We start from the raw sequence: 22425 nt of genomic DNA on the forward strand, positions 1-22425 counted from the left end.
GATGGCGTTGCCCGTCCTCGTGAAGGCGGCGCTGCCGTCGCTGCCCGGTCTCAACCAGCTGCCCGGCGTCAAGAAGACCGCGACGACGCTCCCCGACGTGACCCTGCACCGCGACGACGTGGCGGTGGAGCGGTCCGAGGTCGAGCGGTACGCCGCGATCTGCGGCTTCCCGAATCGCGACGTCGCGCCGGTCCCCTACCTGCACATGCTCGCGTTCCCGCTGCACATGGAGCTGATGACCGACCCGCGGTTCCCGTTCCCCGCCATCGGCTCGGTGCACCTGGAGAACACGATCGTCCAGCACCGCCCGATCGCCGTCGGCGAGCGCGTCTCGCTGGCGCTGCGCGCCGCGAACCTCAGGGCCTCGACCAAGGGCCGCGCCTGGGACATGGACGTCACGGCGACGATCGGCGACGAGGTCGTCTGGGAGTCGACGTCGACGTACCTGCGGGTCGGCAGGGGCGACCCGGACAGCCGAGCACACGGCGACCCGGGGATGCGGCTCGACAGCGTGGACGTGAAGGGCCCGGTCTGGAGCCTGCCGAGCAACCTCGGCCGGGCCTACGGCGCGGTCTCCGGCGACCGCAACCCGATCCACCTCTACCCCGTGACCGCGAAGGCGCTGGGCTTCCCGCGCCACATCGCCCACGGCATGTGGAGCAAAGCACGCTGCATCGCGGCGCTGGAGAACAGGCTCCCCGACGCGGTGAAGGTCGAGGTCGCCTTCAAGAAGCCGATCTTCCTGCCCGGCAAGGCGCAGTTCGGCGCCGAGGAGACCGCCGTCGGCTGGCGCTTCGCGCTGGTCAACCCGTCGTCGGGCGCCCCTCACCTGCTGGGCCGTACGACGGCGATCTGACGGCATCGTCGACTCTTTCGCTGGTCGAGTAGCGAGCGCCAGCGAGCGTATCGAGACCACCTCCCCATGGTCTCGATACGCCTCCGCCTAGCGGCTCCGGCTACTCGACCAACGAAGACCGGGGTCCGGCTACTCGACCAACGAAGGACGACTCTTTCGCTGGTCGAGAAGGACGACTCATTCGCTGGTCGAGTAGCGAGCGCCAGCGAGCGTATCGAGACCACGTCGCCGTGGTCTCGATACGCCTCCGCCTAGCGGCTCCGGCTACTCGACCAGCGAAGACCGGGCTCCGGCTACTCGACCAGCGAAGACCGGCGGCCGCGGGCTCAGTCGCGCGGGGGTCGGATGAGGCCCTCCTGCGCGACGGTGGCCACGAGGCGCCCGTCCTGGCTGAAGACCCGGCCGATGGAGAGGCCGCGCCCGCCCTGTGCGGACGGCGAGACCTGGTCGTAGAGCCACCACTCGTCGGCCCGGAAGGGGCGGTGGAACCAGATCGCATGGTCGAGCGAGGCCATCTGGACCTTGCCATGGTCGAGCGTGTGCGCGGCGAGCGAGGCGCTCAACAGCGAGACGTCGCTCGCCCAAGTGAACGCTCCGAGCTGGATCTCGGGGTCGTCCGGAAGCGTGCCGTTGATCTTGAGCCACACCCGCTGACGGGACGGGTGGGCGGGGTCGTCCTCGAGCCCGCCGCCGAGCGAGTGACCGACCGCGCGCGCCTCGATCGCCGCCCACTCCTGCGCGAGCCGCCTGCCCTCGGCGTCGGTCCGGTCCCGCATCCGGGCGAGGACGTCGACCCCTTCCTCGGGCGGCATGACCTCCGGCATGACGTCCTGGTGCTCGAACCCCTCTTCGTGCTTGTGGAAGTTCGCCGTCATGTAGTAGATCGGGCGGCCGTGCTGGCGGGCCACGATGCGACGGGTGAGGAACGAGCGCCCGTCACGGATCCGCTCGACGTCGTAGACGATCGACTCGGTCGGGTCGCCGGGGAGGAGGAAGTAGGAGTGCGCGGAGTGCACGAAGAACTCCTCGGGCACCGACCGCATGCCGGCCATCAGCGCCTGCGCGGCGACCTGACCCCCGAACGAGCGGCCGCGACCGTTGTCCTCGGAGTGCCCGCGGAACAGGTCGTCGTCGATCTCCTCCAGGTCGAGGACGTCGACCAGAGCCTTCACGGCCGTCTCGTTGAGATCGGTCACCGGGCCGGCCCCTCGGAGTCGTCGCCGCCGTCGCCGGGTTCACCGGACTCGTCCGGCTTGTCGTCGGCCGGACCGTCGTCGGCACGTCGCGGCCCGTCGTCGAGACCGGCCAGGAATCGCTCGAACTCGCGCCCAAGCTCCTCACCCGTCGGCAGCGGCTGGTTGGGCGCCAGCAGGTTGGACCCGGAGTCCTCGGAGCGCTGGAAGGCGTCGTACTGCCGCTCGAGCGCATGCACGACCTCGGCGACCTCTGCGTTGCCCTCGAGATAGCTGGTGATCTCGGCGTCGCGGCTGTCGGCCTCGGCGCGCAGGTCCGTGAGGTCGATGGTGAGGCGCCCGGCCAGCTCGACCTGCTCGAGCAGCGCGACGGAGGCGTGCGGGTAGTCGAGCTGGGCGAGGTAGTGCGGGATGTGCGCGACGAAGCCCTGCGCGTCGCGACCCCAGTCCTTGAGCCGGAGCTCGACGAGGACCTGCGCGCTCGACGGGACGCGGAGCTCGCCGGACCACGGGCTCTCGACGGTGACGAGCTCGGGGTTGTTGGCGTGGTGGGTCAGCGTCAGCGGACGGGTGTGCGGCACCGCCATCGGCACGGAGCCGAGGCTGATGACCTTGTCGACGCCGAAGCGCTCGACCACGTCGCGCACGGCGCGGGCGAAGGCCTCCCAGCGGTTGTCGGGCTCGGGTCCGTGCAGCAGGAGGTACGGCGTCCCGCCGGTGTCACGCAGCAGGCGGACGACCAGGCGCGGGGTCTCGTAGTCCTCGTAGTGGTCGCGCGCGAAGGTGACCGGCGGCCGCCGGGCGCGGTAGTCGTGGAACGCGTCGACGTCGAAGGTCGCCACGACCGGCGCCGACGTCGAGGCGTCGACGAGGTGCTGCGCCGCCAGCGCGGAGGCGTTGCCCGCGTCGAGGAAGCCGTCGAGCACCTGGACCATGACGAGCGGGCCTACGTGGTCGTCCAACGCGGGGACGCTGTCGACGATGTGCACCAGCTTGGACCTGGCCACCCGGTGCTCTCCCGTCCTGTCGACCTGCGCTCGTGTGCTCGCGAGCTCCTGCTGTTCGCCGCGCCGGCTCCTGAAGATGTTCCACATGGCGCTGGCGCAGCGCCGCGAGGGTCAACGATATTCCCCCGTCACCGGTGTTGCGCGGTCCGGCACACCGACGGGGGCGGCGTGATCGTCGACACCTAGGACCCGGGACGCTCGGCGAGCGCCGTCTCGCGGCCCACCCGGCTGCGGCGGTAGCCGTAGCCGAAGTAGATGACGAAGCCGAGCACCATCCACACCAGGAACCGCAGCCAGGTCTCGATGCTGAGGTTGAGCGCCAGGTAGACGCAGATGACCGCGGCGAGGATGGGCAGCCAGGGGCTGAGCGGCACTTTGAAGGCGCGCTCCAGGTCGGGGCGCGTTCGCCGCAGCACCGGGACCGCGATCGACACGAGGGTGAACGCTGTCAGCGTTCCGATGTTCACCATCTCCTCGAGCTTCGCGATCGGCGTGAGGCCGGCGACCACCGCGACAGCGAGGCCGACCACCACCGAGATCCGGACCGGCGTCCCGGTGCGCGGGTTCGTCCTGCCGAAGCCGTGGGGGATCAGCGCGTCACGGCTCATCGCGAACAGGACCCGGACCACGCCGATCATCAGGGTCATCACCACCGTGGTCAGGCCGGCGACGGCGCCGGCGGCGACCAGCGTCGCGAAGCCGTCGCGGCCCACGTCCTGGAACGCGGTCGCCAGCGCGGCGTCCGGGTCGATCCTGTCGTAGCGGACCATGCCGGTGATGACGAGCGCCACGGCGACGTACAGGACCGTGCAGATGACCAGCGAGCCGATGATGCCTCGGGGCAGGTCTCGCTGCGGGTTGCGCGCCTCCTCCGCCGTCGTCGCGACCACGTCGAAGCCGATGTAGGCGAAGAAGACGACCGACGCTGCCGACACGATACCGAGCACGCCGAAGGTCTGCTGCTCCAGGCCGAACGCCCACTGGATGAGGGGCTGGGTCAGGCCGGTGGACTCGAGCGGGTCCGACGCCGGCGGGACGAACGGGTCGTAGTTGGCGCCGGTGACGTAGAAGAGGCCGGCGATGATCACGAACAGCACGATGAAGAGCTTGATCGCGACCAGGACCAGGTTGACCCGGAGCGACTCCTTGATGCCGACGGTGACGAGCGTGGCCAGCACGAGGACGAGCAGGACGGCGGGCACGTTGACGTGCCAGGAGAAGTCGCTCGTCGCGGCCGGGCCGATGGAGTCCGGCCAGCTCATGCCGAGCTCGTCGAGCAGCGTGACGAAGTAGGTGCTCCACCCCTGGGCGACGACGGACGCGCCGAGCATCAGCTCCAGGACGAGGTCCCAGCCGATGATCCAGGCGACCATCTCGCCGAGGGTCGCGTAGGAGAACGTGTACGCCGACCCAGAGACCGGGACGGTGGAGGCGAACTCGGCGTAGCAGAGCGCCGCCAGCCCGCAGCAGATGCCGGCGAGGACGAAGGAGAAGACCACGCCGGGACCGGCGTACTCGGCGGCCACCCGGCCGGTGAGCGTGAAGATGCCGGCGCCGATGATGACGCCGATGCCGAAGACCGTCAGGTCGATGGCGCTGAGCTGCTTCTTGAGCTGGTACTCCGGATCGTCGGTGTCCGCGAGGGACTGCTCGATCGACTTGGTCCGCAGGACGTCCATGGTGACCTCGTTCTCCGGGGTCGCGCCCCTCAAACGCATCGGGATGCTCGGCTGAGAGCGACAATAGCGCCATGAGGCGCCTCGCGATCGGGCTCGCTGCCCTGCTCCTGACCGGCCTGGCCGCGCCCGTCGGCCCGGCCGGTGCGACCGGCCCTGAGTCCCGGGCAGCGGCTCGTGCCGCGGGCCGGACGTGGGTGCGCGAGGCCCAGCGCCGACTCGACGCGCTGCACTGCGACGCAGGCCAGGCGGACGGCCACGTCGGACTGCACACCCGCTCGGCCGTCGTACGGCTGCAGAGCCGGAACGGTCTGCACGTCGACGGCCATCTCGGCCGCACGACCCGCCGCCTCCTCCTCTCCGGCGCCGCCCAGCGCTGCGACCGGCGGCCGGTGCCCGCGCACTCGGGCCGCGGACGCCGCATCGTCGTCGACCAGCGCCAGAACTGGCTCTGGCTGGTCGGCTCGGGCGGCCGGGTCGTCGCCCAGGCCGGGATCGTGGACAACCCGGCGGTGCTGCACGCGGGCACCTGGCGCACCGGCTCCTACTGCGGCCGGCCCGCCCGGGTCGTGAAGAACCAGTCCGGTGCGGTCTACATGGACCACTTCGTGCGGTTCGCGCCCTGCGGCATCGGCTTCCACCGGATCCCGACCTACAAGACCACCGGGGCGCAGATGCACCCGGACTGGTACCTCGGCACCGACCTGACCGGCGACTCGCACGGCTGCGTGCGGCTCTCGGCCCGGATGGCCACCCGGGTGTGGGACTTCACCGCGGGCCGGACGACGACCGTCAAGGTGCTCTGACCCCGCCGATCTCTCGGGGCGGTCAGGCGCGCGCGGGCGCCGTCTCGTGCTCGGCGAGCTCCTCGATGACGCCGAGCGCGATCGCCTGCGGCGTGAGCCCGATCCGCTCCAGGATCTTGCCGCGCTTGGCGTGGTCGAGGAACTGCTGCGGGATGCCGTGGATCCGGACCGGCGTGGTGACCCGCGCGGCGGACAGCTGCTGGAGGAAGACCGCGCCGACGCCGCCCACGACGCCGTTGTCCTCGATCGTGACCACCAGCCGGTGGTCGCGGGCGAGGTCGACGAGCGCCTCGTCGAGCGGCTTGACCCAGCGCGGGTCGACGACCGTCACGCCGAGCCCCTGGGCGACCAGCCGCTCTGCGACGCCCACGCCGATCCCGGCGGTGGCACCGGCCGCGACGACCAGGACGTCCTTGCGCCCGCTTCGCACGAGTACGTCGGCCGAGCCGGCCTTGCCCACGGCGGGGATGTCGTCGGGCGGCGGACCCTTGGGGAACCGCACGATCGTCGGCGCATCGGAGACGTCGACGGCCTCGCCGAGCAGCTCGCGCAGCCGGGCACCGTCGCGCGGGGCGGCGATCCGCAGACCGGGTACGACCTGGAACACCGACATGTCCCACATGCCGTTGTGCGAGGCGCCGTCGTCGCCGGTCACCCCGGACCGGTCGAGCACGAAGGTGACACCGCAGCGGTGCAGCGCGCAGTCCATCAGCACCTGGTCGAAGGCGCGGTTGAGGAAGGTCGCGTAGACGGCGACCACGGGGTGCAGCCCGCCGAGCGCGAGGCCGGCGGCCGAGGTGGCGGCGTGCTGCTCGGCGATGCCGACGTCGAAGGTCCGCTCGGGGAAGCGGGCCTGGAAGTGGTGCAGGCCGACCGGGTGCATCATCGCGGCGGTGATGCCGACGACGTCGGTGCGCCGCTCGCCGATGTGGACCATCTCGTCGGCGAAGACGTCGGTCCAGATCCGCGTCTTGGGATGCTCGTCGCCGGTGTGCACGTCGAAGGGGCCGGGGCTGTGGAACTGGTCGGCCTCGTGACGCTCGGCGGCGTCGTAGCCGAAGCCCTTGCGGGTGATCGCGTGCACGATGACCGGACCGCCGAACCGCTTGGCCTGCGCGAGCACCTGCTCGACGGCCGCCCGGTCGTGCCCGTCGACGGGGCCGACGTACTTCAGGCCGAGGTCCTCGAAGAGGCCCTGCGGGGCGAGGGCGTCCTTGAGGCCCTTCTTGACGGCGTGGAGCACCTCGTAGGCGCTGCCGCCGCCGGGCAGGGCGGGCAGCCGCCGCTTGATCAGCTCGAGCACCCGCTCGTAGCGCGGGTTGGTGCGCAGGGACGTGAGCGCGGTCGCCAGGCCGCCGACGGTCGGCGTGTAGGACCGGCCGTTGTCGTTGACGACGATGACCAGACGCGAGCTGTTGGCGATCGCGATGTTGTTGAGCGCCTCCCAGGCCATGCCGCCGGTCAGCGCCCCGTCGCCGATGACCGCCACCACGTGGCGGTCCTCGCCGCGGATCGCGTAGGCCTTCGCGAGGCCGTCGGCATAGCTCAGGGCGGTCGAGGCGTGCGAGTTCTCCACGATGTCGTGGGGCGACTCGGCCTGGCTGGGATAGCCGGAGAGGCCGCCCTCCTGCCGCAGGCCGTCGAAGTCGCCGGCGCGGCCGGTGAGCATCTTGTGCACGTAGGCCTGGTGGCCGGTGTCGAACACGACCCGGTCGCTCGGGGAGTCGAAGACCCGGTGGATCGCGAGGGTCAGCTCGACGACGCCGAGGTTGGGGCCGAGGTGGCCGCCCGTCCGCGCGGTCGTGGTGACGAGGAGGTCGCGGATCTCAGCCGCGAGCGCGGTGAGCTCGCTGTCGCTCAGGCCGTCGAGATCCCGCGGCGTCGCGACCTGGTCGAGAAGAGCCATAGCCGCGAGGTTACCCGTCGGTGAGCCTGAACGATGCAACCGCGGGCTCGTGCAGCGACCCCAGCCACACCACGCCGTCGCGCTCGCGCACGCCGGTGACCATGTGGAACCGCTGGGTGTCGATGTCGATGTCGTGGACCAGCGCGCCTCGGTCGTCGTACGCCTGGACGCGGACGGTGCGCCGGGGCTTGGGCTGGACCTTGTCGGGGACCCGCGTGATCGAGCGCTGGACCCAGCCCGGCGCCTGCTGGAGCCGCTCGACCAGCGGATCGACCGGGCTGGCCAAGGACACCCAGATGAGTCCGTCGCTCCCCCGCGCGATGTTGTCCGGGTAGCCCGGCAGGTCACCCACCAGCAGGTCGTCGGGCCGCCCGTCGAGCCAGTGTCGTACGACGGTCCGACCGGCCGTCTCGGCGACCGCGACGAACGCCTCGTCGCTGCTCAGCGCCACACCGTTGGCGAAGGAGAGGCCCTCCACCTCGACACTGGTCTCGCCGTCCGGCGCCAGCCTGACGAGACGGCCCGTGCGGGTGGCCTGGACCATCTCGTCCTTCCAGCTGTCGATGCCGTGGTGGGCCGACGAGTCGCTGAACCACACGGTGCCGTCGGCGGCGATCGCAGCGTTGTTGCAGAAGACCAGCGCCCGGCCGCCGGCCTCGGCGGTGAGCTGCTCGACGGCGCCCGAGGCGGTGTCCATGCGCAGAACGCCGCGGCGGGCGTCGCAGATCAGCAGCCGGCCGTCACCGTCGAGCTCGAGGCCGAGCGGCCGCCCGCCGGTCCTCCCCACCAGGTCCACGCGGCGCGCGTCGTGGCTGATCCGCCAGATGCTGCCGTCGACGGTGCCGGTGAAGACGGCGCCCTCGTCGCGTCCGCCGGTCCCCACGACGACGTCCTCGGCACCGCCGGCAGGGACGGGGATCACCTCGAAGCTGCTCACCATGGTGACCGAACCTACTGGTCCCGGGCGGCCGCGGGCACCCGTCGGGCACACTGGTCGGCATGGCGAAGAAGCTCACCCAGCGGCAGGCCCGCATCGTCGGCATCGCGGTGGTCGTCCAGTTCGTGATCGGGGCGCTCACCCTGCGCGACATCTCCCGTCGCTCCTCCGACCAGGTGCGCGGCCCGAAGTGGCTGTGGCGCATCCTCGGCACGGCCAACACCTCCGGCTCCGCGGCGTACTGGCTCATCGGCCGTCGCCGCTGAGCGCTGCCCCTCGCTCACCCCGCGAGGAAGCTGAACCTCACCTCGCGGGTGGCGTTGTCGACGTTGAGGTCGACCAGGCAGATCGACTGCCACGTGCCGAGCGCGAGCCGTCCGTCGAGCACGGGGACGGTCGCGTACGGCGGCACCACGGCCGGCATCACGTGTGAGCGGCCGTGCCCCTGGCTGCCGTGGCGGTGTCGCCAGCGGTCGTCCTTGGGCAGCAGGTCGTCGAGGGCGGCCAAGAGGTCGTCGTCGCTGCCGGCCCCGGTCTCGATGATGGCGAGCCCGGCGGTCGCGTGCGGGACGAACACGTGCAGGAGCCCGTCGCCGCGGCCTTCGGCGAACTCGGCGGCGGCGCTGGTGATGTCGAGGACCACCTCGTGGCCGCCGGTCTGGAAGGAGCGCGTCTCGGAGTCCATGCCCCCGATCGTAGGAGCCGGGACGTGCTACGGACGCCGCCCGGTGGGACAGGCGGCGCCCGTAGGCTCGGGGTCCGGCCCAGGTGGCGACCGCGCCACCGGCGAGGGACCGGGATGTGGTCCTGATGTCCTGTTCCTGTCGCCGGACGCCGTGGGCGTTACACGCCGCCCGGAAAAGCCGGCAGGAGTCAGACGGGCGTGCCGTCCGGCTCCCGACCGCCGTCGGGATCCGTCGCCCCGCCGGCGCACGAAGCCGCGGGCTCCGGCGCCGTCTCGCCGTGGCCGAACGTCGCGATGAACTGCTCGAGCCGGGTGTCGTCGGCGCCGGCGAGCCTGAGCTGACGGCCCCAGACGGTCACGACGACCGGTGCGGGCAGACCGGGGTACGGCGCCATGATGCCGTTCTGCGGGAGCCGGCTCTCAAGCCGGCGGACGTCGGCGCCGCTCAGGTCGGGGTCGTAGGAGATCCAGACGCTGCCGTGCTCGAGGTCGTGCACGGCGTTCTCGTCGCGCAAGGGCACGTCGTAGGCGCCGCACTCGAGCCAGACCGGGTCGTGTGGACCCCCGGCGGGCGGCGTCATCGGGTAGTCGACACGGTCCTCGGTGTGCTGGACGCTCAGGCCGGCGTACGTCCGGACGGCGCCGAGGCCCTGCTCGCTCGCCGTGGCGCGCCGGGGCTCGTCGTCGGTGAGCATCGGCAGCGCGACGGCCGCGGCGACGAGCATCACCGCGAGGGTGACGACGGCCGCGACGACGTAGCGCCGCGTCGGGGGCTGGGGCGGGGTGGGGCCGAGGGAGACGACCGAGGGCAGTCCGTCGGCCGGGACGTGGCCGGTGGGCTGCTCACTCACCCAGGGCTCGCTCGACCCGCTCGACCTTGGCGGTCAGCTGCCCGGTGAAGCCGGGCCGGATGTCGGCCTTGAGCACGAGGCTGACGCGGGAGGAGTACGCCGCCACGGCGTCGACCGCCTGCTTGAGCACGGCCATGACCTCGTCCCACTCCCCCTCGACGTTGGTGAACATCGCATTGGTCTCGTTGGGGAGCCCGGACTCGCGCACGACCCTGACGGCGGCGGCCACCGCCTCGGCGACGCTGCCGGTCTCGTCGGAGGTGCTGGGAGCGATCGAGAAGGCGACGAGCATGCTCCCGAGCCTAGTGTCCCCACCTGTGCGGCTCGGCGGGGACACCAGGCTCAGCGCCCGGTCAGCGGCGACCCGTCACCGGAAGGGGGTGGTGCGGGCGGCCTGCAGCAGACGCTTGCGCGAGAACGACTTCCCGTTGCCGGCGCGCCAGGGGCGGCCGACCCAGACGAAGGCGTCCACGTAGGTGGCCAGGCGGGCGTTCTGCGTCGCGTTGAGGTGGAGCTTGCGGCTGTAGGCCGTGACGTTGGTCGTCGGCGGGACGCCCAGCGTCACGCACACCCGCTGGCGCTTCCGCTTGCAGGTGATCGGCGTGAGGAAGCTCTTGTGGGAGTGGTGCTTCCGGTAGCGCTGGTAGGTGAACGGGTGGCCGTTGTCGGCGGTGTCGAGCACGGCGGTCTTGCCCGGGTAGCCGCGGGCCGCGAGCCCGGAGGCGATCGCTGCCGCGTAGTTCACGTCGGCGCCGACGCTGGTGTGGTGGGTCCCGCCGAGGGCGAAGCCCCGGGTGTAGCCGATCCCCGCGTCGATCAGCAGCTGGGTCGCGGTGGAGGCCTTCAGCCAGTCCGGAGCGCCGGCCTCGAGGTAGACGGTGGCGTTGGGGAGGCTCGAGAGCCGCTGGGCGGCGTACCGCACGAGCGAGAGCCGGACGGCGGGGTCGGCGGTGTGGCCGCCGGGGGCGTCGAGGGCGAGGTCGGGCTCGAGGATGATCATCACCCGTCGGTTGCCGATGGTCTGCGCGACGGTGTCCATCCAGCTGCGGTAGGCCGCCTGGTCGGCCGCGGTGAGCGGGACGTGGCGCCTGGCCTCACGATCCGGCCACTGCCGGAACAGCGCGAACTGGACGAGCTTGTTGGGATCGCCGTGCTGGGTCCGCTCGATGTACCGCTCGAGGCTTGTCGAGATCGAGTGGGTGTGCGCGGTGAACCAGGCGGCGTGCGGCCGGAGTGCGACCTTGCCGTACAGGCGCTTCTTGTGGCCGTGGGCGTGCTGGTAGGCCGGATAGGTGTTGTCCCACTTGCCGGTGTGCACGCCCCAGTTGCCGACGAGTGGATTGGCTGGTGTGGCTCCGGCTGGTGGCGCCGAAGCGAGGGTGAGGCCGACGACGGCGGCCACGGAAGCAGCAAGGACCCGCTGAGTGAGGGAGCACAGACTCATGCAACGGACGGTAACCGGCGGTCTACATTCGTACACATTCCGCGCGACGACGCCCCCGGCCGCGCGGGGCGGCCGGGGGCGTCGGGAGCGATGCGATCAGCTGTTGAGCAGGTTGCGCAGGACGTACTGCAGGATGCCGCCGTTGCGGTAGTAGTTCGCCTCGCCGGGGGTGTCGATGCGGACGACCGCGTCGAGCTCGACGACGTCACCGTCGGCGGGCGTCGCCGTGACCTTGACGGTCTTCGGCGTACGGCCGTCGTTGAGCTCGGTCACGCCGGTGATGGAGAACGTCTCCTCTCCGGTGAGGCCCAGCGAGTCGGCGGTCTGGCCCTCGGGGAACTGCAGCGGGAGCACGCCCATGCCGATCAGGTTCGACCGGTGGATCCGCTCGTAGCTCTCGGCGATGACCGCCTTGACGCCCAGCAGCGCGGTGCCCTTGGCGGCCCAGTCGCGCGACGAGCCGGAGCCGTACTCCTTGCCGGCCAGGACCACCAGCGGCGTACCGGCCGCCTGGTAGCTCTGCGAGGCGTCGTAGACGGACGTCACCGGCGCGTCGGACGGGTCCGAGCCCTGGGTGAAGTCGCGGGTGAAGCCACCCTCGGTGCCGGGCGCGATCTGGTTGCGCAGGCGGATGTTCGCGAACGTGCCGCGGATCATGACCTCGTGGTTGCCGCGGCGCGAGCCGTAGGAGTTGAAGTCCCGCTGCTCGACGCCGTGCTCGAGGAGGTACTTGCCGGCCGGCGAGTCCTTCTTGATGTTGCCCGCCGGGCTGATGTGGTCGGTGGTGACCGAGTCGCCGAGCTTCAGCAGGACCCGCGCACCCTCGATGTCGGTGACCGGCGAGGGCGTCTTGTCCATGCCGTCGAAGTAGGGCGCCTTGCGGACGTAGGTGGAGTCCTCGTCCCACGTGAACGTGTCGCCGGTCGGGGTCGGCAGGTTCTGCCAGCGCTCGTCGCCGGCGAAGACGTCGGCGTAGCCCTTGGTGAACATGTCGGAGGCGATCGCCTGGCCGATGACCTGCTCGACCTCGGCCGGGGTGGGCCAGATGTCCTTGAGGAAGACGTCGGTGCCGTCGGAGGCCGTGCCGATCGGGTCGTTGAACAGGTCGATGTCCATCGTGCCGGCCAGCGCGTAGGCGATGACCAGCGGCGGGGACGCCAGGTAGTTCATCTTGATGTCGGGGTTGATGCGGCCCTCGAAGTTGCGGTTGCCCGAGAGGACCGAGACGACCGCGAGGTCCTTCTCCTGGACGGCGGCGGAGACCTCGGGGATCAGCGGGCCCGAGTTGCCGATGCAGGTGACGCAGCCGTAGCCGACCAGGTTGAAGCCGAGCTTCTCGAGGTACGGCGTCAGGCCGGACTTGTCGTAGTAGTCGCTGACGACCTGCGAACCGGGGGCGAGCGTCGTCTTGACCCACGGCTTGCGGGCCAAGCCCTTCTCGACGGCCTTCTTGGCCAGCAGGGCGGCGCCCAGCATCACCGACGGGTTCGAGGTGTTGGTGCAGGAGGTGATCGACGCGATCGTGACCGCACCGTGGTCGAGCGTGAACGTCGTGCCGTCCTCGAGGGTCACCTCGACCGGGTCGCTGGCTCGACCGCCGTCCGCCGGCGCCGCCGACAGGTGGTCGCTCGGCGCGGGCGACTTGCCGTTGCCGCCCGAGTACGACGGCGCGTCACTGCCCGGGAAGGACTCCTCGACGGCCTCGTCGTACCCGGTGGTGTCCTGCGCCTCGCCGGCGTAGTCGACGAGCGCGCCACGGAACGCCGGCTTGGCGTCGGTCAGCGCGACGCGGTCCTGCGGGCGCTTGGGGCCGGCGATGCTCGGGACGACCGTGGACAGGTCGAGCTCGAGCTGCTCGGAGAAGCGCGGCTCGACGGCCGGGTCGTGCCAGAGGCCCTGCTCCTTGGCGTAGGCCTCGACGAGCTTGAGCTGCTCCTCGCTGCGGCCGGTGAGCTTGAGGTAGCTGATCGTCTCGTCGTCGATCGGGAAGACGGCGATGGTCGACCCGAACTCGGGGCTCATGTTGCCGATCGTGGCGCGGTTGGCCAGCGGCAGCGCGGTGACGCCGGCGCCGTAGAACTCCACGAACTTGCCGACCACGCCGTGCTTGCGCAGCATCTCGGTGATGGTGAGGACCAGGTCGGTGGCCGTCGAGCCCTCGGGCAGGTCGCCGTGGAGCTTGAAGCCGACCACGCGCGGGATCAGCATGCTGACCGGCTGGCCGAGCAGGGCCGCCTCGGCCTCGATGCCGCCGACACCGAAGCCGACGACGCCGAGGCCGTTGACCATCGTGGTGTGGGAGTCGGTGCCGACGCAGGTGTCGGGATAGGCCTGCAGCACGCCGTCGACCTCACGGGTGAAGACGGTGCGGGCGAGGTGCTCGATGTTGACCTGGTGGACGATGCCCGTGCCCGGCGGGACGACCTTGAAGTCGTCGAACGCGGTCTGGCCCCAGCGCAGGAACTGGTAGCGCTCCTTGTTGCGGTCGTACTCGATCTCGACGTTGCGGGCGAACGCCTCCGGCGTGCCGAAGGCCTCGGCGATGACCGAGTGGTCGATGACCATCTCGGCCGGGGCGAGCGGGTTGATCTTGGAGGCGTCGGCGCCGAGCTCGGCGGCCGCCTCGCGCAGCGTGGCCAGGTCGACGATGCACGGCACGCCGGTGAAGTCCTGCATGATCACCCGGGCCGGAGTGAACTGGATCTCCTTGTCGGGCTGGGCGGTCTCGTCCCAGCCGGCCAGCGCCTTGATGTCGTCGGCGGCGATGTCCGCGCCGTCCTCGGTCCGCAGCAGGTTCTCGAGGAGAACCTTGAGGCTGTACGGCAGGCTGGCGACGTCGAGGCCCTCGCCGACCACCTTGTCGAGACGGAAGATCTCGTAGGACTTCCCGTCGACGTCCAGGGTGCTCTTGGCACCGAAGCTGTCCTTGCTGGCCAACGTCGTCATCTCCTCTGTCGTGTGTCTGCACGAGCAACGTCGAGGTCCATCCTGCCGCGCAGGCAAACACGCCCGGAAGTAAGGCTGGCCTTCTTCGACCCCGATATTGTCTCGACATCAAGATACACGATGTCGAGGGGAAGTGGGAGGCGGGACCGCGCGGTCAGCGACCGGCGGTCAGGACCTCGGCGTGCACGTCGACCTCGGAGTGGAAGTGGTCGCCCGGCTCGGCGAACGGCCCGTAGACCACCAGCTCGTCGAAGCCGAGCTCCTCGGCGCGACCGATCGCGTCGCGGTAGGCCTCGACGGACGCAGTGGGCCGTACCGACCCGAACCCGAGCAGCAGTGAGTGGCGCATCGACGCCGGGTCGCGCCCCTCGGCCCCGCAGGCGTCCTCGAGGCGCCGGGACTGGTCGCGTACGGCGCCCCAGAACTCCTCGGGTGCGAGCACCGTCGAGCCCGGCCCGCCGTAGGTGTTCCACCCGTCGGCGTGGCGGGCGGTGAGCGCCAGTGCCTTGGGACCGTGCGCCGCGAGCAGGAGGAACGGCCGCTCGACGCCCGGTGGCAGCGGCGTGGTCTCCACGCCCGAGAAGCCGGTCGCCCGGCCGCGCCACTCGGTCGCGCCGCCCCACACCGCGGCCAGCCCCTCGACCACGTCGACCAGCCGCGCCGACAGCTGCCCGCCCGTGACGGTCTCGTCGCGGTCGGCGAGGGCGCAGCCGGGGGCGCCGGCCCCGAGGCCGAGTACCAGCCGCCCACCGGAGACGTCCTGCACGGTGGCCGCCAGCCGCGCCAGCGCCACCGGCGAGTGCAGCGCCCCCGACGCGACCAGCGGACCCAGCTCGATGCGCTCGGTGACGCCCGCGGCCGCGGCCAGCGTGGTGAAGCCGTCGCCGAGCCAACCCCCTGCCGCGGTCGGGTGGGTGAGGTGGTCGTAGACGTAGGCCGCGTCATAGCCCAGCTCCTCGACGAGCCGGAAGTCCGCCGCGAGCTGTCGCCACGGCCGGGTCTGCATGACGACGACACCCAGTCTCATGCGGCCCACTCTTCCGCGGTCAGGCTCGGAGCACCAACCGCACGTCAGGCCCCGTAGGGAACAGCGACCCGGTCGTGCACGCCGGACCAGGTCAGGTCGAAGGTCCAGCATCCGGGGCGGGGCATGTCGATGATGGAGGGGCCAGGCCCTCCCGCAACGGTCTGATCGGCTGTCACGGACGTGCCGTCGAGCCGCGCTGCGATCGTCAGCTCGGGAGGCGTGCCGGCCTTGCCCGCGTTGCTGACCCACAGGATCTTGTTGTTGCGACCGTCGTTCGGAGCGGGCGCCCTGAGCGGGTAGCCGAAGACGACGCCGACGATGTGCCCGGTCTCGCCGATCACGTAGCGCACGTCCTGGTCGGGCGGGGTGAAGCCGGCCCGGGCCCACTCGGGCAGCGGCCCGAAGTGGACCGACGTCTCGCACGACATCGGCGACGCGGTCGCGGAGCCGGACCGCTCCTTCACCCGGTCGTCGGAGCCGCTCGAGCAGCCACCGAGCGCCGTCAGGACGAGGGCAGCCGCGGCGGGCAGGATCACCCGCACGGCGCGCGGCTCGGTCATGGTCCGACGCTACTCCGGTGAGGGCAGCTCGGAGCGTGCCCGCCCGCCGGCACGTTCACGAGGACCCCCGCGCCCGGTAGACCAGCAGGGCGATCTGGACCCGGTCGGTCGATCCGGTCGTGGCAGGGCGATCCTCCGGGCGTGCGGGCTCAGTCCCCTCGCGCGCAGGCGCCCGTTCGTGCTTCGGTGGGATGACCGTGCCGGGCTCACGAGGCGACCGGCAGATGGGAGGAGGACCCATGAGCGACCAGAGCTCCTGGAGCGGCGTGGTGGTGAAGAAGTCCCGCGGTCTGCTCGACGGATCGAATCTCTACCGGCGCCTGACCATCCGCCACGACGACGGGACCGAGTCGAAGGTGCGGGTGGGCCGGGCGCTCTGGAACCAGATCGACGTCGGCGACCGGGTGCTCAAGGAAGCGGGCGGAGATCCGCACCGGACGTGACCCCTGCTCCCCTCCTGTGCCTCAGCGCAGGAGGGGAGCCACCAGCCGGATGCCCTCCTCGATCACGCGATCGGGCGTGTTCCCGAAGCCGATCACCAGCTGCGGCGGCCCGGTCGCCGGCGCGGATCGGTATCGGCCCATGCCGTAGAGCCCGACGCCCGCCTGCCGCGCTCGTGCGACGACGTCCTCCTCCTCAGCGCCCTGGCCCAGGTGGGCGACGGCGTGGAACCCCGCCGCCAGCCCGGTCAGGGATACCTGCGGGGCGTGCTCGGCCAGCGTCTCGACGAGCACGCGCCGGCGCCCGGAGTAGACCGCCCGCATCCGGCGCAGGTGCCGGTCGTATCGACCGGACTCCACCAGGAGCGCCAACGCCACCTGGTCCAGACCCGGGGCGCCGCGGTCGGCGGTCTGCTTGGCCACTCCGACCGGCTCGGCCAGCCAGGGCGGCAACAGGGCCCAGCCGAGACGGATGGTAGGCGCGAGCGACTTGCTGACAGTGCCCAGGGAGATGACCCGGTCCGGGGCCAGTCCCTGGAGGGAGCCGATCGGCTCCCGGTCGTAGCGGAACTCGGCGTCGTACTCGTCCTCGATGATGACCCCGTCGCGCTGGTGCGCCCAGGCGACGAGGTCGCGGCGACGCTCGGCCGTGAGCACCACGCCGGTCGGCCACTGGTGCGCCGGCGTCACGACGACGACCGTCGCGCCGCTTGCGGCGAGCGCGTCGACGTCGAGGCCCGACTCGTCCACCGGGATGGGGATGCAGTCGCCTCCGGCCGCCCGGGCGAGTGCGGTGACGGTGCCGATCGAGCCCGGGTCCTCCACCGCGACACGGGAGTGGCCACGTAGGACGAGGACGCGGAGCGCGAGGGCCAAGCCCTGCTGGAACCCGGCGCATACGACGATCCGAGAGGCACTCGCATCGGCGGCGCGCACGCGGCGGAGGTAGGCCGCCAGCACGTCACGCAGGTGCGCGTCACCCCGCGGGTCGCCGTAGTCGAAGGCGTTGTTGGACGCGGTGCGGCAGGCCTCGCGGACCGCCCAGGCCCAGAGCTCCCGCGGCGCCAGCCCGAGATCGGGTACGCCGGCCTGGAAGTCGGCGACCAGCGCGGGAGCGGACGGCGGCGCCGTCGGGGCGGTCGGGCCCGGCCGGTCCGGTCGCTGCCTGGCCACCGATGCCACCCGGGTCCCGGATCCCGCCCGCGAGACGAGGTAGCCCTCTGCGATGAGCTGGGCGAAGCACTCCTGGACGAGGCCCCGTGAGAGCCCCAGGTGGAGCGCGAGCGCGCGCGTGCTCGGCAACCGCTCACCGTGTGCCAGCCGACAGGTCCGCACGGCTTCGCGAAGCCGGTCCTCGAGCTGGACGCGCAGCGGTGCTGCCCCCTGCCGATCGAGGGACACCAACAGGTCGGGCGCTGAAGTGGACCACTCCACTGCCACGGAAGTGGACCTTAGCAGGAGGCCACCTCGGATCTAGCGTCGCACGCATGAGCCCTCTGATGACCCGCCCGCTGCTGTTCCGCCTCGTCAGCGTCGTCGCCTGTGCTGTCGGCTTCTACCTGCCGCTCGCCGTCGTACCGATGTTCGCCGGCTCCGCGGGCGCTGAGTCATCCGCCGGGTGGGCGAACGCGGCCCTGCTCCTCGCCACGGTGGCGACGGAGATGGCCACCCCCGCGATCGTGTCTCGCTTCGGATACCGCCGGGCACTCGTCGCCGGTCTGGCTCTCCTCGGAACGCCGATCCTGCTGCTCCTCACTCCGGCCGGGACAGCATTGGTCGTCGTGCTCGCGGTCAACGTCGTGCGCGGCGCCGGGTTCGCGATCTGCGTCGTCGCCGGTGGGGCGCTCACGGCGGCGCTGATCCCGACCGAGCGCAGGGGCGAGGGCCTGGCCCTCGTCGGGCTGGTGGGAGGCGTACCGGCACTGCTGGCGCTGCCACTCGGAACGTGGGCCGCGCCGCACTGGGGTTACGGCGCGGTCTTCGTCGTCACTGCTCTGGTCCCGCTCGCCGCGGTCGTCACCGTGCCCGCGCTGCCGGCTCGGGACGCGTCCTCCGAGGCTTCCCACGGCCTCGGGCGAGGTCTGCGGCGTGCGGCCCTGGTCCGACCCGCCGCCATCTTCGCCGCCTCGGCCTCGGCGGCCGGCGTCGTGGTGACCTTCCTGCCGCTCGCCGTCGCCGACGAGGCCGGCTGGGTCGCTCCGACGGCCCTGCTGCTGCAGCCCGCCGCCGCGACGCTGGCCCGGTGGGCGGCCGGACGCCTGGGCGACCGGCGCGGCCAGACCCGACTGCTCGTGCCCGGCGTGTCACTGTCCGCGATCGGCATGGCCGCGATGGCTGCGACAGGCAGCGGGATCCTCGTCACCATCGGAGCAGCCGTCTTCGGCGGCGGCTTCGGGCTGCTGCAGAACGCCACCCTGTCCCTGATGTACGCCCGCGTGGCGGAGCAGGACTACGGGACCGTCAGCGCGATCTGGAACGGCGCCTACGACCTCGGCATGGGAGCCGGATCCATCGGGGTCGGAGCGGTGCTCAGCGTCAGTGGCTTCGGCGTCGCCTTCCTCCTCGTCGCAGCGACGATCCTGCCGGCCCTCGTCCTGGCCCGCAGCGAGGGGCGCCCCGCACGTCGGCCGGCTGGACACCGCACGGGCCACGTTGCGGTCGCCGCCTGACCGGCGCCGATCCGTCGGGTATTTGCTGCAGGGCCTCGACCACCTCAGACGGCGTCGGTCCGACGACGGCCGGACCCCGTCTTCTCCAACAGCGCGACGCACTCGAAGTGGTGCGTCATCGGGAAGAGGTCGAAGGCCCGCAGAGCCGCGAGTCGATAGCCGTGCTCGGCGAAGATCGCCACGTCGCGGGCCAGCGCGGCCGGGTCGCACGCCACGTAGGCGACGGCGTGCGGCGTCCGGGCCGCGACCTGCTCGACGACGGCGCGCCGGGCTCCCTCGCGGGGCGGGTCGAGCACCACGAGGTCGACCGGGTCGTCGTACGACGTGGCGAGGATCTGTCCGACGTCGCCGGCGGTGACCTCGGCGGCCGGGACGTTGACGCGGGAGAGCTCGCTCGCCCGGCGGTCTCCCTCGATCGCGACCACGCGGCCGTCCGGGCCGACCCGCTCGCTGAGGAAGGCGGCGAAGAGCCCGACGCCGGCGTAGAGGTCGAGCACCGACTCCCCCGGCCGCGGGTCGAGCAGCTCCAGGACCGTGGTGACCAGGGTCGGCGGCGCACCCGGGTGGACCTGCCAGAAGCCGTCGGCCGCGACGGTGAACTCCTTGCCGAGCACGAGCTCGGTCACCGTGCCGGGCGCCGGCTCGCGGGCGTCGGTGCGGGCGATGACGCAGTCGTCGATGGGGATCACGTCGTGGGAGCGGTGCAGGCGCATCGCCCGCTCCCCCGAGGGGGTGCGGGCGTAGGACTGGCGGGTGCGCCAGCGCAGCCCGTCGGGAACGGCAGGACCGCTGGGGTCGGCGGGGTCCGCCGGCACCGGCTCGACAGGCGTGTCGAGCAGCGGGTCGGCCGGGTCGAGCCGGGCCAGCCGGAGCAGCTGCTCGCGCAGCACCGCCGTCTTCAGCTCGAGCTGGGTGCTCGGCGCGACGTGCTGGAAGTCGCAGCCGCCGCACTTGTGCGGGCCGGCGTACGGACACGGCGGGACCACCCGACCGGGCGCCGCCTCGAGGACCTCGACGGCGTCACCGCGCCAGAAGCGGTCCCCGTCGGTGCCCTCGGTGATCTCGAGGACGACCCGCTCCCCCGGCAAGGCGTGCCTGACGAAGACGACGCGGGACTCCGGCTCGCCGTCGTCGGCCGAGCCCGTCGGAACGCGTACGACGACGTGGCCGCCGTGCGCGATCGGCCCGGCCATCGCCTCGAACCGCTCCCCGACCCGGGAGCGACCGCGGGCCTGCTTGGGTCGCGGCGTCCGGGAGGGGCGGCGACGGCGCTGCGTCACCACTGCCCCACCACCGGCCCCACCACCGTCACCGGGTCACCGGCCGATCTGCCCGCTGCGACGGCTCGAGACGCCGTCGCGATAGCTCGGCCGCACCCAGTCGTCGGGCTTGTGCTCGATGGAGGAGCGCAGCTGGTAGGGGACCGAGATGACCATGACGCCGGGGGTGAACAGGAGCCGGCCCTTGAGGCGTAGGGCGGTCTGGTTGTGCAGGAACTGCTCCCACCAGCGGCCGACGACGTACTCGGGGATGTAGACCGCCACCACGCCGCGCGGGTTGGACTTGCGGATCGCCGACGCGTAGTCGACGACCGGCCGCACGAGTTCGCGGTAGGGCGAGTGGAGCACCTTCAGCGGGAGGTCGAAGTTGCGCTCGTCCCACTCCTGCAGCAGCCGCCCGGTGGACTCGTCGTCGACCGAGACGGTGACGGCCTCGAGGATGTTGGGACGCGTGGCGCGCGCGAAGGCGAGCGCGCGCAGCGTGGGCTTGTGCAGCTTGGAGACGAGCACGATGGCGTGCACGCGGGTCGGCATCACCTTGTCCTCGTCACCGGCCGCGAGCTCCGCCTCGACGCGGTCGTAGTGCTTGCGGATGCTGCGCATGAGGATGAAGAAGAACACCATCGCCAGGATCGCGATCCAGGCGCCCGCGAGGAACTTCGTGAGCAGGACGACCACGAAGACCACGGCCGTCATCCCCAGGCCGAAGGCGTTGATGATCCGGGAGCGCTGCATGTGCCGGCGTACGGCGGGGTCGGTCTCGGTCTTCAGGTGTCGGGTCCAGTGCCGGATCATGCCGAGCTGGCTGAGGTTGAACGACACGAAGACGCCGACGATGTAGAGCTGGATCAGCCGGGTCGTCTCGGCGTTGAAGGCCTGGATGAGGACGATCGCGAGGACGGCCAGGAAGAGGATGCCGTTGCTGTAGGCCAGCCGGTCGCCGCGCGAGCCGAGGGCGCGCGGGGCGAAGCCGTCGCGGGCGAGGATCGAGCCGAGCACCGGGAAACCGTTGAACGCGGTGTTGGCGGCCAGCACGAGGATGATGCCGGTCATCGCGACCACGAAGTAGAAGCCCGGCGTGAAGTCGTGGAAGACGGCCCGGGCCAGCTGGGCGACGACCGTGTGCTGGTCGTAGTTCCCAGGCAGCCGGCTCCCGTCCGGGTTGCGCAGCCGGTCGATGTCGCCGGGGTCGACGTACTTCAGGCTCATCCGGTTGGCCAGCAGGACGATGCTCATCAGCATCGTGATGGCGATGGCGCCGAGCAGGAGCAGGGTGGTGGCGGCGTTCTTCGACTTGGGTCGTCGGAAGGCCGGGACGCCGTTGCTGATCGCCTCGACGCCGGTGAGCGCGGCACAGCCGGACGAGAAGGCGCGCGCGAGCAGGAAGATCAGGCCGAGCTGGGTCAGGTCGCCCTGGTGGCCGGCGTCGGGTAGCACGGTGAGGTCGGCGCTCTCCACCGGGTTGAGGTTGCCGGTGACGTCCTGCAGGAGGCCGAACAGCCCCATGCCGATGATCGCGGCCATGAAGCCGTACGTCGGGATGGCGAAGAACGTCCCGGACTCGCGTACGCCGCGCAGGTTCACCGCCGCGAGCAGGATCACCAGGATGGTGGCGACCGTCGCCTCGTGACCTGAGATGAACCCGATCGCCGAGGCGGCGTTCTGCACTCCCGACGAGATCGACACCGCCACGGTCAGGACGTAGTCGACGAGCAGCGCGCTGGCCACCGTGATGCCTGCGTTCGGGCCGAGGTTGACCGTCGCGACCTCGTAGTCGCCACCGCCGGACGGGTAGGCGTGCACGTTCTGGCGGTAGGACAGCACCACGGTCAGCATCACCAAGGCGACGGCGATGCCGATCTTCCATGACCAGACGTAGGCCGAGGCGCCGGCCAGCGACAGCATGATGAAGACCTCGTCCGGTGCGTAGGCCACGGACGAGAGCGCGTCGCTGGCGAAGACGGGCAGCGCGATGCGCTTCGGCAGCAGCGTCTCTCCCAGCTGGGAGCTCCTCAGCTTGCGGCCGAGAAGGATCCGCTTGGAGACGTCGCCTACACCCACGAGCGGAAGGCTACGGGGTGGAGCCGCCCAGTGTCGCCGCGGCTCGCACGCCACGTGGCGCCGTGCACTCCGGGTGCCGCT

20 protein-coding genes are annotated in these 22425 nt (G+C 71.6%); 5 read left to right on the forward strand and 15 right to left on the reverse strand.

Features of this window, described 5'->3' with window-relative positions; genetic code table 11:
* Window position 1 precedes the first annotated feature (1 nt).
* Window positions 2-856 carry a MaoC/PaaZ C-terminal domain-containing protein gene (locus tag BM236_RS04920; RefSeq protein WP_091120920.1) on the forward strand — a complete coding sequence of 285 codons (855 nt, stop codon included), beginning with the start codon at window positions 2-4 and terminating at the stop codon, window positions 854-856.
* A 326-nt stretch (window positions 857-1182) separates the two neighbouring features.
* Here the strand turns inward: BM236_RS04920 and BM236_RS04925 are convergent, their stop codons facing one another.
* The 3 genes from BM236_RS04925 to BM236_RS04935 all read right to left on the reverse strand — a co-directional run bounded on the left by BM236_RS04925 (window position 1183) and on the right by BM236_RS04935 (window position 4735).
* Window positions 1183-2052, reverse strand: coding sequence for an acyl-CoA thioesterase (locus BM236_RS04925; RefSeq protein WP_245750143.1), 870 nt, complete (start codon window positions 2050-2052; stop codon window positions 1183-1185).
* Window positions 2049-3056 (reverse strand): proteasome assembly chaperone family protein, encoded by a 1008-nt coding sequence (locus BM236_RS04930; RefSeq protein WP_091121499.1) that lies wholly within the window; start codon window positions 3054-3056, stop codon window positions 2049-2051. The genes BM236_RS04925 and BM236_RS04930 overlap by 4 nt, the downstream gene beginning before the upstream one ends.
* Window positions 3057-3238: 182 nt before the next feature.
* On the reverse strand, window positions 3239-4735 hold the full coding sequence (locus tag BM236_RS04935; RefSeq protein WP_091120922.1) for an amino acid permease: 1497 nt from the start codon (window positions 4733-4735) through the stop codon (window positions 3239-3241).
* A 71-nt stretch (window positions 4736-4806) separates the two neighbouring features.
* Here BM236_RS04935 and BM236_RS04940 point away from each other — a divergent pair, with 71 nt between their 5' ends.
* Complete coding sequence (locus BM236_RS04940) at window positions 4807-5538, forward strand: L,D-transpeptidase family protein (RefSeq protein ID WP_091120925.1); 732 nt, start codon at window positions 4807-4809, stop codon at window positions 5536-5538.
* 22 nt (window positions 5539-5560) lie between these two features.
* Here the strand turns inward: BM236_RS04940 and dxs are convergent, their stop codons facing one another.
* The gene (dxs, locus tag BM236_RS04945; protein ID WP_091120928.1) at window positions 5561-7444 is read right to left on the reverse strand and encodes a 1-deoxy-D-xylulose-5-phosphate synthase; all 1884 of its coding nucleotides are present in this window, start codon (window positions 7442-7444) and stop codon (window positions 5561-5563) included.
* A 10-nt stretch (window positions 7445-7454) separates the two neighbouring features.
* A complete protein-coding gene (locus BM236_RS04950) occupies window positions 7455-8384 on the reverse strand; it encodes an SMP-30/gluconolactonase/LRE family protein (protein ID WP_091120930.1) in 930 nt (309 codons plus the stop codon).
* 59 nt (window positions 8385-8443) lie between these two features.
* Here BM236_RS04950 and BM236_RS04955 point away from each other — a divergent pair, with 59 nt between their 5' ends.
* Entirely contained in the window at window positions 8444-8647 is a 204-nt protein-coding gene (locus tag BM236_RS04955; RefSeq protein WP_091120933.1) for a hypothetical protein, read from the forward strand.
* 14 nt (window positions 8648-8661) lie between these two features.
* Here BM236_RS04955 and BM236_RS04960 read toward each other — a convergent pair whose 3' ends face one another.
* From BM236_RS04960 to BM236_RS19220, 7 genes are all read right to left on the reverse strand, one after another.
* Window positions 8662-9066: a secondary thiamine-phosphate synthase enzyme YjbQ gene (locus BM236_RS04960; RefSeq protein ID WP_091120934.1), complete on the reverse strand. Its 405-nt coding sequence runs from the start codon at window positions 9064-9066 to the stop codon at window positions 8662-8664.
* Between the two features lie 188 nt (window positions 9067-9254).
* Window positions 9255-9917, reverse strand: coding sequence for a thioredoxin-like domain-containing protein (locus BM236_RS04965; RefSeq protein ID WP_091120938.1), 663 nt, complete (start codon window positions 9915-9917; stop codon window positions 9255-9257).
* Window positions 9910-10209: a thiamine-binding protein gene (locus BM236_RS04970; protein ID WP_091120940.1), complete on the reverse strand. Its 300-nt coding sequence runs from the start codon at window positions 10207-10209 to the stop codon at window positions 9910-9912. The genes BM236_RS04965 and BM236_RS04970 overlap by 8 nt, the downstream gene beginning before the upstream one ends.
* A 75-nt stretch (window positions 10210-10284) precedes the next feature.
* A complete protein-coding gene (locus tag BM236_RS04975; protein WP_091120942.1) occupies window positions 10285-11361 on the reverse strand; it encodes a glycoside hydrolase family 6 protein in 1077 nt (358 codons plus the stop codon).
* Window positions 11362-11457: 96 nt separating this feature from the next.
* A complete protein-coding gene (locus BM236_RS04980; protein WP_139230026.1) occupies window positions 11458-14307 on the reverse strand; it encodes an aconitate hydratase in 2850 nt (949 codons plus the stop codon).
* Between the two features lie 154 nt (window positions 14308-14461).
* Window positions 14462-15334, reverse strand: a complete 873-nt coding sequence (locus BM236_RS04985; RefSeq protein WP_091120944.1) for an LLM class flavin-dependent oxidoreductase — start codon at window positions 15332-15334, stop codon at window positions 14462-14464.
* A gap of 44 nt (window positions 15335-15378) precedes the next feature.
* Complete coding sequence (locus BM236_RS19220; RefSeq protein ID WP_217645234.1) at window positions 15379-15894, reverse strand: hypothetical protein; 516 nt, start codon at window positions 15892-15894, stop codon at window positions 15379-15381.
* A gap of 239 nt (window positions 15895-16133) precedes the next feature.
* Between BM236_RS19220 and BM236_RS04995 the strand changes: the two genes are divergently transcribed.
* A complete protein-coding gene (locus BM236_RS04995; protein ID WP_091120945.1) occupies window positions 16134-16337 on the forward strand; it encodes a DUF7489 domain-containing protein in 204 nt (67 codons plus the stop codon).
* A gap of 21 nt (window positions 16338-16358) precedes the next feature.
* Here BM236_RS04995 and pdxR read toward each other — a convergent pair whose 3' ends face one another.
* Entirely contained in the window at window positions 16359-17774 is a 1416-nt protein-coding gene (pdxR, locus tag BM236_RS05000; RefSeq protein ID WP_091120948.1) for a MocR-like pyridoxine biosynthesis transcription factor PdxR, read from the reverse strand.
* A gap of 47 nt (window positions 17775-17821) precedes the next feature.
* Here pdxR and BM236_RS05005 point away from each other — a divergent pair, with 47 nt between their 5' ends.
* Window positions 17822-19003 carry an MFS transporter gene (locus BM236_RS05005; protein WP_217645235.1) on the forward strand — a complete coding sequence of 394 codons (1182 nt, stop codon included), beginning with the start codon at window positions 17822-17824 and terminating at the stop codon, window positions 19001-19003.
* A 44-nt stretch (window positions 19004-19047) separates the two neighbouring features.
* Here BM236_RS05005 and BM236_RS05010 read toward each other — a convergent pair whose 3' ends face one another.
* Both BM236_RS05010 and BM236_RS05015 read right to left on the reverse strand, forming a co-directional pair.
* Window positions 19048-20283, reverse strand: a complete 1236-nt coding sequence (locus tag BM236_RS05010; protein ID WP_245750144.1) for a class I SAM-dependent RNA methyltransferase — start codon at window positions 20281-20283, stop codon at window positions 19048-19050.
* A 36-nt stretch (window positions 20284-20319) separates the two neighbouring features.
* Window positions 20320-22344 carry an APC family permease gene (locus BM236_RS05015; RefSeq protein ID WP_091120964.1) on the reverse strand — a complete coding sequence of 675 codons (2025 nt, stop codon included), beginning with the start codon at window positions 22342-22344 and terminating at the stop codon, window positions 20320-20322.
* Between the last annotated feature and the right edge of the window lie 81 nt (window positions 22345-22425).

The organism is Nocardioides terrae, assembly GCF_900112345.1.
GTDB lineage: Bacteria > Actinomycetota > Actinomycetes > Propionibacteriales > Nocardioidaceae > Nocardioides > Nocardioides terrae.